We start from the raw sequence: 16774 nt of genomic DNA, 5'->3' as shown, positions 1-16774 counted from the left end.
GGCGTCAAGGCATGCCAGCCGTCAATCAGTGACGGTTGTCGAGACGGTGAACCATCTCGGACAGCTCCAGCTCCTTCTCGAACTGGCGGGCGGTGGTGTTCTCGTCGATGACGGCGAGCTCGACGCCGGCGATGCGGGCGAAGTCCTCCCAGGCCTCACGACCGACGGAGGTGGTCATGCAGGTGTGGTGCGAGCCGCCGGCGGTGATCCAGCACTGGACGGCGGTCTTCAGGGACGGCTGCGGCTTCCAGACGGCGCGGGCGCACGGCAGCTCCTTCAGGGAGCCCTGCGGCTCGACGACGTCGACGACGTCCATGAGCAGGCGGAAGCGCTCGCGCACGTCGGACATGGAGACGACGACCGCGTCCTTCTTCGGCTTGCCGGAGAAGACCAGGCGGACCGGGTCGGCCTTGCCGCCGATGCCGAGCGGGTGGATCTCCAGCTTCGGCTTGGCGATGGTGCCGATGGACGGGGAGACCTCCAGCATGTGGGAGCCCATGTCGAGCTCGTCGCCTTCGGTGAAGTTGTAGGAGTAGTCCTCCATGAGGGAGGCGCCACCTTCGAGGCCGTAGCCCATGACGGCGCCGATGCGCACGAGGACGGCGGTCTTCCAGTCGCCTTCGGCGGAGAAGCCCCAGCCGTACTCGGACGGGAAGCGCTGCGGGCCCACGCCCGGCAGCTGCGGCAGGGCGCCGAGGTCCTCGAAGTTGTCGACGCCGGCGGTGCAGCCGTTGGCGCGCATCATGTTGACCATCGCGGCCTCTTCCTTGGCGGCGATGAACAGGGAGTCGTACTTGGCGTCCAGCAGGGCCGGGTCGACGTCGTACTTGGCCTTGTAGTCCTCGATGATCTCCTTGACCTGATCGTCCTTGACGGCGTCGTACGCGGCGACGAGCTCGTTGACGGCCCAGGTGTTGATGGAGGCGCCGAAGACGCGCTCGGCCTCGGTCTTGTCGCCCTCGGTGACGGCGACGTTGCGCATGTTGTCGCCCCAGCGCATGACCTTCATGTTGTTGGAGGCGTCCCAGCCGGCGCAGGCGCGGGCCCAGGTGCCGACCTTCTCGGCGACCTCCGGGTCGGTGTAGTGGCCGACGACGATCTTGCGCTTGATGCCGAGGCGGGAGACGATGTAGCCGAACTCACGGTCGCCGTGGGCGGCCTGGTTCAGGTTCATGAAGTCCATGTCGATGGTCTCCCACGGGATCTCCTTGTGGTGCTGGGTGGCCAGCTGCAGCAGCGGCTTGGTCAGCACTTCGAGGCCGCGGATCCACATCTTGGCCGGGGAGAAGGTGTGGCACCAGGTGATGACGCCGATGACGTTCGGGTTGGCGGAGGCTTCGACCATGAACTCCTTGACGCCGTCGGAGGACTTCAGGGTGGGCTTCAGCACGATCTTCGCCGGGATCTTGCCGGTCTTGTTGAGGTAGTCGACCATTTCGGCGGAGTGGATGGCGACCTGACGCAGGGCCTCCTCGCCGTACAGGTCCTGCGAGCCGACGCCGAACCAGATTTCCTTGCCCTCGAACGGGTTCTCCATTGCCATGATTGTTTCCTTTACTTCGTTGTGTTGGTTGTTGTTGGTTGGTTAAGTTACGTTCCAGCGTCACAGTGTCGGCGACCCCGGTCTGATGCGTGTGGCTCCAAGGCGCGGGAGACGAAGGCGTACGAAGGTACGTCGAGTCTCCCGCAACGTAGGAGACACACCATCAGATCAGTGCTGGCCGTAGACGTTCTGGTAGCGGTCGTTAAGCTTGTCGATGTCGGCCTGCGGGATCTCGATGATGTCGCCGAGCTGGCGGGCGGCCCACATGGTGTGCGCGACCTCTTCGGTCATGGCGGCGGCCTTGACGGCGGCTTCCGCGTCCTTGCCGATGGTGAACGGGCCGTGGTTCTGCATGAGGACGGCCGGGGACTTCGGGTACTTGGCGAGGGTTTCGACGACGCCCTTGCCGATGGCTTCGGAGCCGATGAGGCGGAACGGGCCGACCGGCACGGGGCCGCCGAATTCGTCGCCCATCATGGTCAGGCCGCACGGGATGTTCTGGCCGGTGGCCGCCCACGCGGTGGCGTAGGTGGAGTGGGTGTGCACGACGCCGTAGACGCCCGGCATGTTGCGGTAGATGTAGGCGTGGGAGGCGGTGTCGGAGGACGGGGCTTCGGAGCCGTCGACCACGTTGCCTTCGAGGTCGGTGACGACCATGGAGTTCGGGGTGAGGTTCTCGTAGCGCACGCCGGACGGCTTGATGACCATGAGGTCGGCGGTGTGGAGGCGCTGGGAGACGTTGCCGGCGGTCCAGACGACGAGGTTCCACTTGATGAGCTGCTGGTGGAGGTTGGAGACGACCTCGCGCACCTGCTTGACTTCGGCGCGGACTTCGGGGCCGTAATCTGCCAGAGTTGCCATTGTTGTGTTCCTTTCGGTTTGGGGGACGTGTTGGGTTGTGTGGTGTACGTTTCGTTTGGGGTCCGATTCGGTTCCGGTCCGGCCGGTTCCGTCCGGACCGTGTGGATCCGATTCGGTTCGGTCCGGCGGGCGATGCCGTGCGTGCGGCGTCGCCCGCCGTCCGGTCACTTGTCTTCGAGGTCGATGCTTTCGATGGCGGTGTGCTCGATGGGCAGGCCCTTCGAGAAGCGGGCGAAGAAGTCTTCGAAGCCGACGACGTCGCCGGCTTCCGGCTCTTCGGTGGTGGACTGCGCGTCCTTGAACACGCGGCCGTCGAGGTAGTCGGCGAGGTTGGTGTGGTCCTCGTTGGTGTTCCACAGGTAGTCGGCGAGCACAGCCATGCCCCAGGCACCGCCTTCGGCCGCGGTGGACATCACCTTGATGGGGGTGTTGAACGCGGCGGCGAGGATCTTCTGGGCGACCTTCGGCGTGGTGAAGATGCCGCCGTGGCCCACGAGGGAGTCGATCTGCACGTGCTCCTGCTTGGTCATGACGTCCATGCCGATCTTGACCGGGGAGAACGCGGAGAAGAGCTGGGCGCGCATGAAGTTGCCGAGGGTCATGTTGGCTTCGGGGCTGCGGGCGAACAGCGGGCGGCCTTCGGGCAGGCCGGCGAGGAATTCGCCGGAGCGGAACGGGTAGTTGAGGAGGCCGCCGCAGTTGGCGTCGACGTCGTCGGCGATGGCGGCGCGGAACAGCGTGCCGTAGAGCGTGCCTGCGTCGACGGGGTGGCCGAGGGCTTCGGCGAACTGGCCGAACAGGCTGACCCACGCGTTGAGGTCGGAGGTGAAGTTGTTGGCGTGGCTCATGCCGGCGAGGTCGCCGGCCGGGGTGGTGACGAGGTCGACTTCCGGGTGCAGGGCCTTGAGCTTGTGTTCGAGCACGACCATCGCGAAGATGGAGGTGCCGGCGGAGACGTTGCCGGTGCGCACGCGCACGGAGTTGGTGGCGACCATGCCGGTGCCGGCGTCGCCTTCCGGCGGGGCGAGCACGATGCCGGGCTTGAGCGTGCCGGTCGGGTCGAGGAGCTTGGCGCCTTCCTCGGTGAGTTCGCCGGCCGGGGTGCCGGCGACGAGCGGACGGGGCAGGAGGTCTTCGAGCTTCCACGGCTGGGCGGCCACTTCGGGCAGCGTGTCGAACTGTTCGATGAACGCGGTCTCGTAGGTGTGGGTGGTCGGGTCGATGGGGAACATGCCGGAGGCGTCGCCGATGCCGAGGACCTTCTCGCCGGTGAGCTTCCAGTGGACGTAGCCGGCGAGGGTGGTGAAGTACGCGACCTTGGAGACGTGCTCCTCCTTGTTGAGGACCGCCTGGTAGAGGTGGGCGATGGACCAGCGCTCGGGGATGTTGTACTGGAACAGCTCGGAGAGCTTCCGGTGGGCTTCGGAGGTGTTGGTGTTCTGCCAGGTGCGGAACGGCACGAGCAGTTCGCCGTCCTCGTCGAAGGCGAGGTAGCCGTGCATCATGGCGGAGAAGCCGATGTGCCCGATGTGGGTGAGCTTCTCGCCGTAGGCGGTTTCGACGTCGTTGGCCATGGCCGCGTACGCGGACTGCAGGCCCTTCCAGATCTCCTCCTGGGAGTAGCTCCACAGGCCGTCCTCCAGGTGGGAGGCCCAGCCGTAGTCGCCGGAGGCGATGGTCTTGTAGGTGTCGTCGATGAGGACGGCCTTGATACGGGTGGAACCGAACTCGATGCCCAGCGAGGTCTTGCCCGCGCGGATCTTCTCGGCGATCGCGGCGACCTGCTCGGAGGCGTTCGTTGCTGCCATGTTGGACTCCTCACTGACCGGCCGGAGGCACCGTCCGATCAACCATTTTAGGTAAGCGTTTTCGCGCCCGTCTTTGGGGAACTGTTAACGCTCACAATTTCCGAGACTATTGTACAAAGCACCCCGACGGAACACAACCCCGACGTGTCTCGCTCTCAAACGTTGTCATAACCGGCCATAAACCGCCCTTTTGACGGCCCGCATGTGCGACACGCCCATCACGTCATCGGGCCCGACACGCAAAAAGGGCGTGCGCCCATCGGACGCACGCCCTCCACACGTCGGCCGAACCTCGGTCGGACCACCTCAGTCTGACCACCTCAGTCGGACCACGTCGCACGAGGCGCCGCAGCGCACCCGGCGTCACGCACCCCGTGCCGACGCGGCGCCTACACGCGCGGCACGGGCCCGAGCGATGTGCGCGCGCACACCGTCGCCGGCACCAATCCCACGCCATGCTGGACGTTCGGCAGCTGCGGCGAGGCGCCCTCGCCGAGCAGACGCAGCACCTCGCGCATCGCCGCCGCGCCGAGCCCTTCGAAATCGGGGCGCACGGTGGCCATCGGCGGATACATGTTGTCCATGGCGGGCATGTCGTCGAAGCCGACGATGCTCACGTCCTGCGGCACGCGCAGGCTGTGCTCGTGCAGCGCGCGCGCCACGCCCACGGCCTGGCTGTCGTTCGCGGTCACCACCACGGTGGGCAGCGGCGCGCCGGTCACGCCGGCCGTGTCGATGAGCCGGTTCATCTTGGCGTACGCCTCGCCGGACTCCCACGTGGAGCAGCGCATGACCTGCGTGCGCACGGATTCGTTCGCGGACAGCGTCTCCCACGCGGTGAGCCTCGTGGCGGCGTCGCGCCATTCCGGCGGGCCGGCGAGATACAGCACGTGACGGTGGCCGGCGGCCGTGACCAGACGCATGACGTCCGCCATCGCGCCCCACTGGTCGAGCCCCACGAACGAGGTGCGCGCGAGGCCGTCCTCCGGGACCAGCGAACGCGCCTCGCGCATGCTCATGCCGCCGTGCGTGGAGGTGACGATGACGCGCGGCTGGTCGAGCTTCGCGCGGCATGCCAGGTCGAGCATCACGTCGGTGGGGGTCAGGAGGATGAACGCGTCCACGTTCTGCTCGTTGAACGTGTCGATGAGCTCGTCGAACTCCTTCTGCGTGCACAGCGCCTCGTGCACCATCATCACGCTCATGAACAGGCCGTGCTCGCGCGCCAGCGATTCGATGGACGTGATGGCGGAGATCGGTCCGTAGAAGCGCAGACCGCCGGCGATGAGGCCGATGGTGCGTGATCGGCTGGAGGCGAGCGCGCGCGCCGAGTTGGAGGGCCGGTAGCCGAGTTCGCGGATGGCGGCCTTCACCTTCTTGCGTGTGGCGTCGGAGACGTCGGGCGAGTTGTTGATGACGCGCGAGACGGTCTGATGACTCACCCCCGCGAGTTTGGCCACTGCGAACATCGAGGGTCGTTTGCTGGCGTTGCGTCCGGAACCCATACTGCTTCTCCCTTCCGCAGGTCGCGTCGGCGCGGTGTGCGCCATCGTGCGTTTCATGTCGCGTTCTGTCGTGTTCTGCGATTCGGCACGTCGTCGTGCGCGATGCGCCCGTGACGTCGCGCGCGGCGTCGCTTCTGTCAGCTTATCGCGATTGCCGACGCGACACGTGAGCGCTCACAGTCACATATTCCGTGTCGTTTTCGTCTCGCGTCCGCTTCCGATGACGTTTGCGGCGTGGAGACGTCGCCGTCCGACGTCCCTCAGACGAGCTTCCAGCTGAGGCGATGCAGGTCGCTCGGGCCGTGTTCCTCGATGGCGGCGCGGTGCGCCTCGGTGCCGTACCCCTTGTTGTGCTCCCACTCGTACGGCGCGTACTTGGGGTCGGACGCGGCGATGCGGGTCATCAGCCGGTCGCGGGTCACCTTGGCGATGACGGCCGCCGTGGCCACGGCGGCGCAGGAGCGGTCGCCCTTGACCTTGGTGGTCACGTGCGCCGGAACCGGTACGTCGGGCGCGTCGAACGTGTTCATCGCCTTGGTGATGTAGTCGTTCGGCCCGTCGAGGATCGCGCCGACGCGCACGGCGCTTGCGTCGACGCCGTCTCGCACCCCGTCCAGCCCGAGCCTGCGTTCGGTTTCGGCGAGCGCGCGCAGCGCCGCCACGCCGAGCGCGTAGGAGATGCCCCATTCGTCGATCTCCACGTTGCTCGCCTCCCCCACGGCCCATGCGGCCGCCCAGTCGGTGAGCTCGTCGTAGATGGCCTCACGGCGATGCTCGGTGAGGAGCTTCGAATCGGCCACGCCGGCAGGCACGTCGAGCGGGACGGACGCACCGGACGGCACGACGCCATCGGACGCATCCGCATCGGACGCCAGCAGGTCGCGCGACCACACGGCGGCGCACCCCACCATCACCGGGCCGGCGAGCGCGCCGCGCCCCACCTCGTCGAACCCGCAGACGAGGTCGTACCCCTCGCGGGCGAGCGAACGCTCCAGGTCGAGCGTGGGCGTGATCATCGCAGGCTCCTTTCAAGAATGCGCATGGAACGCGCGTGAACGAAGACGACATGCGCCGCCGGAGACAGACCCGACGGCGGCGGGACGTCACTTGGTGACGGACGAGACGCCGGGCACGTCGGCGAACACCTCGTTGTGCGCATCCAACGCACCGAGACGGTCCAACGGCCAGTAGCGGGCGAGGCCCACGCCCACCACGTCGCTGACGGGCACGAGCCCATGGTCGCCGTCGTCCTGATGGTAGCGGGAGTCGGCGGAGTTGCCGCGGTTGTCGCCCATGACGAACACGTGTCCCTCGGTGACGGTCACGCTGAACGGGAAGGCGCTGGGCTGCACACCGGCCTTGAGGTAGACGCTTTCGTCGATGGCCACGCCGTTGATGGTGATGGGCTGGCCCGCACCCTTGCACGCCACCACGTCGCCCGGCAGACCGATGAGGCGCTTGATGAGATAGTCGCCGCCCAGCGGATTGCTGGTCTGCTCGCCGGCGAGCCAGTTGGCGGGATCATGGAAGACCACCACGTCGCCGCGCTGCAGGCCCACCACGCGCGGCGCGATCTTGAGCGTGACGACGCGGTCGCCGGGTTCGATGGTGCTTTCCATGGACCGGGTGGGAATCTCGTAGAAGCCGATGAGGAACACGCGGATGAGCACCACGATGAGGATGGGGATGCCGCACCAGATGAGCGTGTCCTTCCAGGAGAAGGAGCCCCCACGGTTCGCCGTGTCCGAGCCGGACGCGGAGCCGGCGCCACCCGCCGCCTCCACGCCGTCGCCGCGCGAGGGCGCACGGTGGGCGCCCCGGCCGCGCGTGTGGGAGGAGCCGGAACCGGGCGCCCCGGACGCGTCCGTGCCGCCGATGATCTCGTCGAAGCCGGCGACGGACGGCATGTCGTCGGGGGCGATGCCATGACCGGCCACCCGGAGCGTATGTCGGTCGCGTTCGTCGCTGTCAAACTGTGCCATCGGCCCTCCTCACGAAAAACTCCGCCCATTGTAGCCATGCGCATGAACGTGCGGGAGTGTGCGGAAAGTGACGAGCGGGACGCGACCTGCGGAACACGACGGGCGGAAGCGGCGGACGGAAGTCCCGCATCCGCCCCGAAGACGGCGATGGCCCGGAGACCGTGAAGGTCTCCGGGCCATCGGTTGACGCGCTGTGGCGCATCCGCCGTCACGAAGCGATCGGAATGATCACTTGGTCTTCTTGGCGGAGTTGTCGCGACGCTCGACGATGCGAGCGGCCTTGCCGCGCAGGGCGCGCAGGTAGTAGAGCTTGGCGCGGCGCACACGACCACGACGGACCAGCTTGATGGAGTCGATGGACGGGGAGTGCACCGGGAAGCGGCGCTCCACACCGGTGCCGAAGCTGATCTTGCGGACCACGAAGGTCTCACGCAGACCGGCGCCCTGACGGGCGATCACCACGCCGGTGAAGGTCTGGATACGGGAGTTGTTGCCTTCCTTGATCTTCACGTTCACGTCGACGGTGTCGCCGGGACGGAAGGCCGGGATCTCCTCGGCCGGCTTCATGTGCTTGGCGTCGAAAGCCTCGATGGCGTTGACCATGATTGTTCCTTCAGTGCTGCCGCATATCAGCCCCAGGTCGGGACCGCGCGTCCGTGTTGTTGCGTTGCCGGAGCGCGATCGAATGTGTTCCCCCGCGGGTCTGCCCTTGGGAGGCCTGCCGATCCGCCGGAAGTCACGCCTCGCGGCGGCCCGGCTGGACCCGTGGAGAGACCGGCTTATGCGGCGGCCCGTCTCTCGACACAGCAATCGTCAAGTCTACGGTCGCTTGTGGACACACGGCTTCTCTACTCGCCAATGGCGGTTCGACAACGCCAATAGCATCTCATCTGCATGCGAACATCATTTGACCTCATTGAGGTCGATCTTAAGGAAATCACCTATGTAATACCACTTTGCGTGGTAATGCCCCCAGATGATTTCACCATCGCTTCCGACCTTCAGCATTTCCGATTGCACATCGGACGGCATGCCGCTATTCCTGGCTACGCAATCGAATAGTTGACGGGTCTTTGTAACTTCGGCTTGCATGGTCAGCTCTCCCTTGGCTTTCCATGTCTTATTCTCAACTACTTCTCCAATGAAATTATCCGCATCCGACAAACTTTTCCCCTCGGTAATCATTTCCGAGTACTTCGAGCAAGTGGCATTGATATATCTGATCGGGTTGGTCACTTTGAGATACACCCTTGCACCCACCTGCCACGACAGAAGCCCAACGACCGCTACCAATACGAAGACAATGACAACGCGCGCATACAGAGGCAATCGAAGGAAACGACGCTTGAAATCATCAACAGCAACCGACACTGGGCTCTCCAAACGCGAAGCCCCTCTCTTTGCCGTATGTTGCGGAACCGTTGCGGCGACAACAGGCTCCGGCGACGTCAGCACCGCTGATGCTTTGGAAACCTCATCAACCACATTGTTCATAAAGACGGTCAAATCATCGAAATATCGGGAAATAATTTCGGCATCATCTCCCGTCACATAAACAGAAACCTCGTTGTTCTTCACTTCAATTTGAAGGACACCATCAGCAGCAGTAGCAATATCGAATTCGGTATTCTCAATTGGAGAGTATCCGAATTGCATGCATGACATCCGGAATCCTCTGACGATGTCCACAAGCTGCGAGTTTGGCACATCGAATCGTTTTGTCTGTTGCACCATCGTCTTCTCTTCTCTCTCGGTAATGCGACAACAATGCAGAAGATTACCTCGCTTAGACATTTCACCACGACTGAAGTATGGCGGAATCCGCTATGCGAAATTGCATGCACTCGAGACGGCAACTGGTACGCAGGACCTGATGTCAGAGATTCGCACTTGCGTACCGCCCTTGGTATGCAACCACAGAACGCCAAGTACCCTGTCTGTGTACCCGAAATCCGCGGTACACAACACGGATAACGGCCATCTTCACGTTTCATACCATTAGCCTTTCGGCTTCCACCTATTACCCATCCTTGGATATCGTTGCAATTCCAATGATTTTCCCATGCCGGACACTGGTACGCAAACTCTGATGACAGGACTCTGCGGTTGCGTACCACGACGGCATGGTACACAACCACGGAATGTCCTGCATACAGTTTGCATACCACGAATCCGTGGTACGCAAACGATTCACCGCCCGCTCGGACGTCAAGTCCCAAAACGGAAACCGCCTACCGGCCCATGAGCCGGGCGACGGCGGCGCGGATGGCGATCTCGGCCTCGTTCAGGTCGCCGACGCCGATGCGCTCGACCGACCGTTCGATCGGACACATGCCGGTCCGCTCCCGGTCGAGAATGACCGGCACGAGCGTGCCGTAGGACGCGTCGATGCCATGCGCGCGCAGCGCGGCGAGACCGGCCTCGCTCATCGTCGCCGCCCAGACGGACCGGACGCCGAGCTTCGCGTACAGCAGGGCCGCGCCCTTGCCGACCACGCGGTCGGCGGCGGAGAAGCCGTCGAGACGCACGCCGGACGCAAGCCACTGGAGCAGCGGTCGCACTCCCCTGCCGGTACCGGTCAGCGTCTCGACGTGGCCGTCCGACGCAGGCCCGTCCGTACGGTAAGCGACGACGCCAAGCGCGTCGTCGCCCAACAGCGCGGCCCTCGCACGTGCCGAATCGGACGCGGCCGTCGCCTTCACCGAATCGGACGCGTCCGCAACCGTCGCATCAGTCACGATGCCGCTCCACGGCGAACATGACCACCGGAATGAGCACCCACTGCAGGACGAGTCCCGGCAGACCGGTGCCGACGGCGGTCCACACACTCGCGACGGACATCTGCGCGTTGCCGAGCACGTACACGGCCACGGCGATGGCGAGCGCGTCGACGAGACGTCCGCCGACCTGCGCGGCGACGAGCTTCGCCAGCCAGCCGAGCGGCGACGGCACGGCGTCGGGCACGCGGACCCCACGCAGCAGCCCGGCGAACAGACCGTAGGAGGCGAGTTCGATGACCATGAACGGGACCATCGGCGCCATCGGCATGCCGGTGAGCGCGAAGCTCGCGATGGGCGCGAGCGCGCCGGTGGCGAGGCCCGCGTACGGGCCGGCAAGCAGGCCCACCAACAGGACGGGCAGGTGCATGGGCAGCAGGGTCTGGCCGATTATCGTGCCGAGGCCCATCGCCGCGCCGGCCACATGGAACACCTGCGGCAGGGCCACGGCGGCGACCACGGCGAGCAGCGCCGCGGCGGTCTGGAACTTCACGGACGGCAGCGCGTAGGCGCGCGCGGTGGATGTGGATTGCGATTGCATGGATACTCCCTTTCTTCAGCTGCTTCAGCGTTCAGCGCTTGTCGAGGTCGACGAGCTGGTATTCGCGGCTGCCGAGGCCCATCTCGACGGCATGTTCGATAGTGTGGATGCCGTGACGGGACTCGATGCGTTCGATGAGCGGCTCCTTGTTGTCCTTCGAGACGTACACCATGTCGACGCACGCCTGGTCCACGGCCACCGGGTCAAGCGAGGCGCAGATGCCGATATCGTCCATGACGGGCGCATGCGGGTGCCCGTCGCAGTCGCAGTCGACGGACAGGTTGTTCATCACGTTGATGAAGAGCATGTTGCCCTTGAGCGTGTTGAACACGGCGGTGGCGGCCTCGGCCATGGCCTCGAGGAACGCGTCCTGGTCGCCGCTGAACGGGTTCGGCAGAATCTCGTCCTGGCCGGAGTGCAGGCGCTTCTTGCCGTTCGAGGAGGCCATGCCGATGGAGATGTTCTTCAGCGCGCCGCCGAAGCCGCCCATCATGTGGCCTTTGAAGTGGGAGAGCACGGCGTAGTAGTCGTAGTTCGGGAAGTGCGAGCCGACGATGTCGCCGGTGATGCGTTTGCCGCCTTCCACCGGGATCTCGATCTCGCCCTCCTCGTCCTGGATGTCGCAGGGGGCGATGTCCGTGAAGCCGTGCTCCCGGATGGTCTTCCAGTGGTGTTCGGACGTGTCGCGCGTGCCGGCGTACGCCGTGTTGCATTCGACGATGGTGCCGTTCAGATGCTGCACGAGGTCCTTGATGAGCGCCGGCTGCAGGTAGTGCGTGTTGCCGCCTTCGCCGGAGCTCAGCTTGACCGCGACCTTGCCTTGCGGATGCGCGCCGAGCGCCTCGTAGACGCGCATGAGCCCGGCCGGGCTGATGTCGCGTGTGAAGTAGACCTTGGCCGCCATCGGATAGTCGGTTTCGTGGGCGCCCGGGGTGCGCGCCTGTGGGGTCGTCTCCGTCATCGTTGCCTCCTTGCCTGTGATGCGATTCATGTTGACTTCCCGCCTTCTAGGATAGTCCGGTTCACGGCTCCCCGACGGCCCCCATATGCATCAGCCCCCGTATGAGTAGGCCGCTGAGAGTGAGTCAGAGACCGATTGCCGCGGCGATAGGCACCGCACCGCGACTATCGGCCGCTGACCACGGGCAAGAGGCCGATTACCGCTGACAATGGAATCCACCGCGAATATCGGCCGCCGAGAGCCAGCCAGAGGCCGATAATCGCGGAAGCAGCCCCGCCAATGCGACTATCGGCCGCTGACCACGGGCAAGAGGCCGATTGCCGCGGGAACTGACGCCCTATCGCGACTATCGGCCGCTACGACGGGGCCGGCCGATGGGCAGCGGAGCCGGGCGACCCGTTCTTTGCGTTTCCTCTATGGTTTTATCGATAAATTTATCGATACACGCATGATATTATCGATAAAGCAGCTTGCCAAAACACGCCGCCGAACACCATGAAAACCGTTGCAGGACAACGCGACACGCCGTATCGCACATGCGGGGCGCCACGATGGCGCCACGCACGCCATGGCGGCCCGCGTCATGGACGACACACGGACCGCATACGCATCGCATGCGGAATATGGACGGCCACGCGGAACGAGGCAAGGACGACACCCAAGGAAAGGACGGAACCATGACGGATCCGACGGACACCACGACGCAAGGCGCCTTCACCGGCGAAGGCAAGACCCACATGCGCCCCGTCTCCGTGCGCGTGCGCAACGGGGAGCAGGGCAAGGCCATCAGCCGCAACCTGTGGGGCATCTTCCTCGAGGACATCAACTACGCGGTGGACGGCGGCCTCAACGCCGAACTCGTCCAGAACGGCGCCTTCGAGTACGACCGGGCCGACGACCCGCACTGGTCGTCCCTGAGCTGCTGGACCATCGGACACGAGGGACCGGGAAGCCGCGACGTCTCCATCCGCACCGACACGCCGGTGGCCGAGGAGAACCCCCACCATCTCGCCGTGCGTCTGGAATCCGGCGTCACCACGCTCGCCAACCGCGGCTTCGACGGCATGGTCCTCCACGCCGGGCGGCGCTACCGCCTCTCCCTCTGGGCGCGCGCGGACGGATGCGCCGCCACGCTCGAGGCGGATCTCGTCGACTGCGACGTGCCGACGGTCCGTCAGGACGCGCGGGACGCCGACGCGCACGACACGAACGCCGACGAACACGACGGACACGACGCCACGACCGACGTCGTCGCCCACGCCGCCACCGTCGTCGGAGACCGTGACGGCCGCACGGCCGCGACCGACGGGACCGCGACGGGTGACGCGGACGGCGCACGCGCCGCACACGGCGCGTGGACGCGCGTCGAACTGGACCTCGTCGCCGCGAGGGACGTCACGAACGGCGCGCTGCGCCTGACGGTCCGCAACGCCGCAACCACGCAGGACGCAGGCGGCGCGGAACGGCCGTCGGCGGACACCGTGCCGATCGTCCCCGCGCCCACGGAACCCGCCGATCGCGCCACGACCAACGCGCCCACCGCACCCGCCACGCTGCGTCTCGACTGGGTGTCGCTGAGACCGTGCGGCGAGGACGGCGAACCGCTCCTCTTCCGCCCTGACCTCCTCGAAGCGCTCAAGGACCTTTCCCCGCGCTTCATGCGCTTCCCCGGCGGCTGCATCACCCACGGGCTCGGCACCGGCAACATGTACCGGTGGAAGCGCACCATCGGGCAGGTGGAGCATCGTCCGCACCAGTTCAACCTGTGGGGCTACCACCAGTCGTTCACCATCGGATTCCACGAATACTTCCTCCTGTGCGAGGCCATCGGCGCCGAACCCGTGCCGATCCTGCCCGTCGGCGTGTCCTGCCAGAACACGCCCGGCGGCGTCACCACCGTGCCGATGGAGGAGATGCAGGACATCGTGGACGACGCGCTCGACCTCATCGAATACGCGAACGGCCCCGCGGACAGCCCCTGGGGCGCCCGCCGCGCCGCGGCCGGACACCCGGAGCCGTTCGGACTCACCCATCTGGGCCTCGGCAACGAGGACTCCATCACCGCGGCGTTCAAGGAACGGTTCGCGCTCGTCGCCGACGCGGTGAAACGCCGGTATCCGGACGTCACCGTCATCGGCACCGTGGGCCCCGTGCCCGCCGGCCCCGACTACGACGCCGGCTGGGCGTTCGCCCGCGAGCGCCACGTGGACATGGTGGACGAGCACGCCTACAAGTCGCCGCAATGGTGGTTCTCCCACCTCGACCACTACGACGGGCGCGACGGCGCGGACGCCGACGGCTCCACCACGCCGCGCATCTACCTGGGCGAATACGGGTCGTGGTCGAACATGCAGTTGAGCGCCCTGTCCGAGGCGGCCGTCATGACCTCCCTCGAACGCAACGGCGACGTGGTGCGCATGGCCTCCTACGCGCCGCTGTTCGGCCGCGTCGGGCACACGCAATGGCATCCGGACCTCATCTACTTCGACGGCGGGCGCGTCATGCGCACCGCCAGCTATTGGGTGCAGCGCATGTTCGCCCGCACCGCCTGCACGCGCACGCTCGACGTCGCGCTCGCCGACGCGCCGCGCCTCACCCCGGCGCCACGCGACCGCACCGGCCTGCGGTTCGCCGTCACCGGCTCCGACGCCGTGTCCGTCGGCGACATCCGCATCGCCGCGGTCGGACCGGACGGCCGCGGGCGCAACGTCGCCGCACCGGACGTCGTCGTCGGCGAAGGCACGCCGACGGTCGACACCGGACTCGACGTCACGGCGGACGACTACCGCATCGCGTTCACCGTGCGCCGTCTCACCGGACAGGACGGCATGACCGTCGACTTCGGCGCGTTGGACGGCCGCGACCACTTCCGGTGGGCGTTCGGCGACTGGGGCAACAAGTACATGATCCTCAAACGCGTGGGCGACGGCATCGCCGACGAGGCCGTCCCCGCCGTGGAGGGCGGCGTCCAGGCGGGCGAGACCTACCGCGTGGAGTTCGCGGTGGAACGGCAGGGCGCGCACGTCACCGTGCGCGTGAACGGCCGTCTCGTCCACGAGTACCGCGATTCCAGCGAGGAGACGCGGTTCGTGGCGGCCGCCGGACGCGATGAGACGCACGGCGAGACCGTCGTGCGTCTCGTCAACGCCACGCCGGACGCGCACGACGTCGCGTTGGCGTTCGACGCGCCCCTCGACGGGAAGGCGACGGCCACGGTCACGACGCTCGCCGCGCCGTGGGACGCGGGACGCCCGTTCGAGGAGTCGCCCGCGCAGCCGACGACGCGACACGTCGACGCGGCGACGCTGGGAAGGACCACGGTGCCGCCGTTCTCCCTGACCGTCATCGCCGTGCCGGACGCGACGACGGCGCGGCGCGCCTGACCGCCGTCCCCGTATCGTCTCCATATGCTGGAACCAGTCGAAAGCGAGAACACCCAATGGTCACCATGAAGGATGTGGGACGCGAGGCCGGAGTGTCGGCCATGACCGTGTCCAACGTGCTGCGGGGCAACGACAACGTCTCCCCCGCCACCGCGCAACGCGTGCGCGAGGCCGCGGACAAGCTCCACTACAGGCTCAACACCACGAGCCTGTCCGCGCGCAGCCTGCGCGTGAACACGAGCCGCAAGGCGGACCGGTACGGCACCATCGGCCTCGCGATCTACGAGCTCGACCGCCCCTACCCCTCGCAGCTCGCCTCGCTCATCTCGCAGGCGGCGGAGGCGCGCGGCTACCAGACCGTCGTGCAGGAGACGCGCATCAACGAACGCAACGAGCGTTCCATCATCCAACGCATGTCCAACCAGTTCTGCGACGGACTCATCTTCAGCTCCAGCCGGCTGACCGTCCAAGAGATCGAACAGCTCTCCAACCACCGGCCCACCGTGCTGCTCGACGACGACCGCCCGCAGCAGGACATCGACACCATCCTCACCCCCTGCAAGGTCGGCGCGTACGACGCCATCCGATACCTGTACGGCAGGGGGTACCGGCGCATCGGCATCATCGGCGGCGACAGCGCCGAATGGGAGTCCGAAACGGCCCTGCTCGCCAACCACGACGTGCGCCACCGCCGTCTGCTCGGATGCCGGCGCGCGTTCGACGAGCTGGGCGTACCGCGCGAGACTGTCCGGCTCGTCGACTGCGAATGGAACGAGACCGCCGCGCGCGAGGCCATGCACCGCAACGAGACGGCCGTGCGCGAATGCGACGCTCTGTTCTGTATGACGGACACCATCGCGTTCGGCACCATCAGGGGCCTGAAGGACCTGGGGATCGGCGTGCCCGAGGATGTGGCGGTGATGGGCTTCGACGGCATCGCGATGGGCGAGATCACCGTGCCCTCGCTCACCACCGTAGCGGTGGACATCGGCGAGGTGGCGCGGCGGGCCATAGACCTGCTCATCCGGCGCATCGTCAGCGAGCCCGGGCTGGCACGCCAACGCGTGATCGTGGGGCATCGCATCGAACGGCGCGAATCGGCGTGAATCGGACGGGACGGCGTGAAACGGACAGGAACGACCTGAAACGGACGGACGCGCCGACCGCACGCGATCGTCCGCCGGTTGTCCGATCGCGACACGTCCGATCGCGACGTGACCTGCCCGATCGCGGCGCGACCCACCCGGAAACGACAGGAGCCCGGCACCATGAACGGTGCCGGGCTCCTTGCCTACCCGAGGCTCACGGCCCTACGGCCGGACGGCCGCAGGAACCATGATGGTCTCTCAGAACTCGCGACGTGAATGGTCGCCAGACCATTCACCAGACAACACAGCTGCGGTCGCAAGAACC

13 protein-coding genes are annotated in these 16774 nt (G+C 66.3%); 2 read left to right on the top strand and 11 right to left on the bottom strand.

Annotated features, from left to right (window positions below):
• Positions 1–25: 25 nt before the first annotated feature.
• The 11 genes from araA to JS531_RS02190 form a co-directional block, all read right to left on the bottom strand.
• Positions 26–1543, bottom strand: a complete 1518-nt coding sequence (gene araA, locus JS531_RS02240; protein WP_214312007.1) for an L-arabinose isomerase — start codon at positions 1541–1543, stop codon at positions 26–28.
• 168 nt (positions 1544–1711) lie between these two features.
• Positions 1712–2404 carry an L-ribulose-5-phosphate 4-epimerase gene (locus JS531_RS02235; protein ID WP_214312005.1) on the bottom strand — a complete coding sequence of 231 codons (693 nt, stop codon included), beginning with the start codon at positions 2402–2404 and terminating at the stop codon, positions 1712–1714.
• 164 nt (positions 2405–2568) lie between these two features.
• A complete protein-coding gene (locus JS531_RS02230; RefSeq protein WP_214312003.1) occupies positions 2569–4212 on the bottom strand; it encodes an FGGY-family carbohydrate kinase in 1644 nt (547 codons plus the stop codon).
• 389 nt (positions 4213–4601) lie between these two features.
• The gene (locus JS531_RS02225) at positions 4602–5717 is read right to left on the bottom strand and encodes a LacI family DNA-binding transcriptional regulator (protein WP_240541986.1); all 1116 of its coding nucleotides are present in this window, start codon (positions 5715–5717) and stop codon (positions 4602–4604) included.
• 260 nt (positions 5718–5977) lie between these two features.
• Positions 5978–6733, bottom strand: a complete 756-nt coding sequence (locus JS531_RS02220) for a ribonuclease HII (protein WP_214312002.1) — start codon at positions 6731–6733, stop codon at positions 5978–5980.
• A gap of 87 nt (positions 6734–6820) precedes the next feature.
• Complete coding sequence (lepB, locus tag JS531_RS02215) at positions 6821–7699, bottom strand: signal peptidase I (RefSeq protein WP_240541985.1); 879 nt, start codon at positions 7697–7699, stop codon at positions 6821–6823.
• Between the two features lie 228 nt (positions 7700–7927).
• Complete coding sequence (gene rplS / locus JS531_RS02210; RefSeq protein ID WP_214312000.1) at positions 7928–8302, bottom strand: 50S ribosomal protein L19; 375 nt, start codon at positions 8300–8302, stop codon at positions 7928–7930.
• Between the two features lie 300 nt (positions 8303–8602).
• Complete coding sequence (locus JS531_RS02205; RefSeq protein ID WP_214311998.1) at positions 8603–9433, bottom strand: hypothetical protein; 831 nt, start codon at positions 9431–9433, stop codon at positions 8603–8605.
• A 497-nt stretch (positions 9434–9930) separates the two neighbouring features.
• A complete protein-coding gene (locus JS531_RS02200; RefSeq protein ID WP_214311996.1) occupies positions 9931–10437 on the bottom strand; it encodes a DUF1893 domain-containing protein in 507 nt (168 codons plus the stop codon).
• Entirely contained in the window at positions 10430–11017 is a 588-nt protein-coding gene (locus JS531_RS02195; protein ID WP_214311994.1) for an ECF transporter S component, read from the bottom strand. Before JS531_RS02195 ends, JS531_RS02200 begins: the two co-directional genes overlap by 8 nt.
• 31 nt (positions 11018–11048) lie before the next feature.
• Positions 11049–11978: a DUF362 domain-containing protein gene (locus JS531_RS02190; RefSeq protein WP_214311993.1), complete on the bottom strand. Its 930-nt coding sequence runs from the start codon at positions 11976–11978 to the stop codon at positions 11049–11051.
• Positions 11979–12655: 677 nt separating this feature from the next.
• On the opposite strand from JS531_RS02190, the gene JS531_RS02185 reads away from it, so the two are divergent.
• Positions 12656–15361 (top strand): alpha-L-arabinofuranosidase C-terminal domain-containing protein, encoded by a 2706-nt coding sequence (locus JS531_RS02185; protein ID WP_214311992.1) that lies wholly within the window; start codon positions 12656–12658, stop codon positions 15359–15361.
• Between the two features lie 56 nt (positions 15362–15417).
• Positions 15418–16467 carry a LacI family DNA-binding transcriptional regulator gene (locus tag JS531_RS02180; protein ID WP_214311990.1) on the top strand — a complete coding sequence of 350 codons (1050 nt, stop codon included), beginning with the start codon at positions 15418–15420 and terminating at the stop codon, positions 16465–16467.
• The last annotated feature ends 307 nt before the right edge of the window (positions 16468–16774 follow it).

Origin of the sequence: Bifidobacterium sp. CP2 (assembly GCF_018555635.1) — a bacterium.
Classification (GTDB): Bacteria; Actinomycetota; Actinomycetes; order Actinomycetales; family Bifidobacteriaceae; genus Bifidobacterium; species Bifidobacterium saguinibicoloris.
Note: the sequence above shows the minus strand (reverse complement) of the source record. Positions and strands in the feature narration are given on the sequence as shown.

Coding starts and splice junctions, on each gene's coding strand:
- araA (WP_214312007.1), bottom strand. CDS start 1,543: ATGGCAATGGAGAACCCGTTCGAGGGCAAGGAAATCTGGTTCGGCGTC.
- JS531_RS02230 (WP_214312003.1), bottom strand. CDS start 4,212: ATGGCAGCAACGAACGCCTCCGAGCAGGTCGCCGCGATCGCCGAGAAG.
- JS531_RS02220 (WP_214312002.1), bottom strand. CDS start 6,733: ATGATCACGCCCACGCTCGACCTGGAGCGTTCGCTCGCCCGCGAGGGG.
- rplS (WP_214312000.1), bottom strand. CDS start 8,302: ATGGTCAACGCCATCGAGGCTTTCGACGCCAAGCACATGAAGCCGGCC.
- JS531_RS02195 (WP_214311994.1), bottom strand. CDS start 11,017: ATGCAATCGCAATCCACATCCACCGCGCGCGCCTACGCGCTGCCGTCC.
- JS531_RS02190 (WP_214311993.1), bottom strand. CDS start 11,978: ATGACGGAGACGACCCCACAGGCGCGCACCCCGGGCGCCCACGAAACC.
- JS531_RS02225 (WP_240541986.1), bottom strand. CDS start 5,717: ATGGGTTCCGGACGCAACGCCAGCAAACGACCCTCGATGTTCGCAGTG.
- JS531_RS02205 (WP_214311998.1), bottom strand. CDS start 9,433: ATGGTGCAACAGACAAAACGATTCGATGTGCCAAACTCGCAGCTTGTG.
- lepB (WP_240541985.1), bottom strand. CDS start 7,699: ATGGCACAGTTTGACAGCGACGAACGCGACCGACATACGCTCCGGGTG.
- JS531_RS02235 (WP_214312005.1), bottom strand. CDS start 2,404: ATGGCAACTCTGGCAGATTACGGCCCCGAAGTCCGCGCCGAAGTCAAG.
- JS531_RS02180 (WP_214311990.1), top strand. CDS start 15,418: ATGGTCACCATGAAGGATGTGGGACGCGAGGCCGGAGTGTCGGCCATG.
- JS531_RS02185 (WP_214311992.1), top strand. CDS start 12,656: ATGACGGATCCGACGGACACCACGACGCAAGGCGCCTTCACCGGCGAA.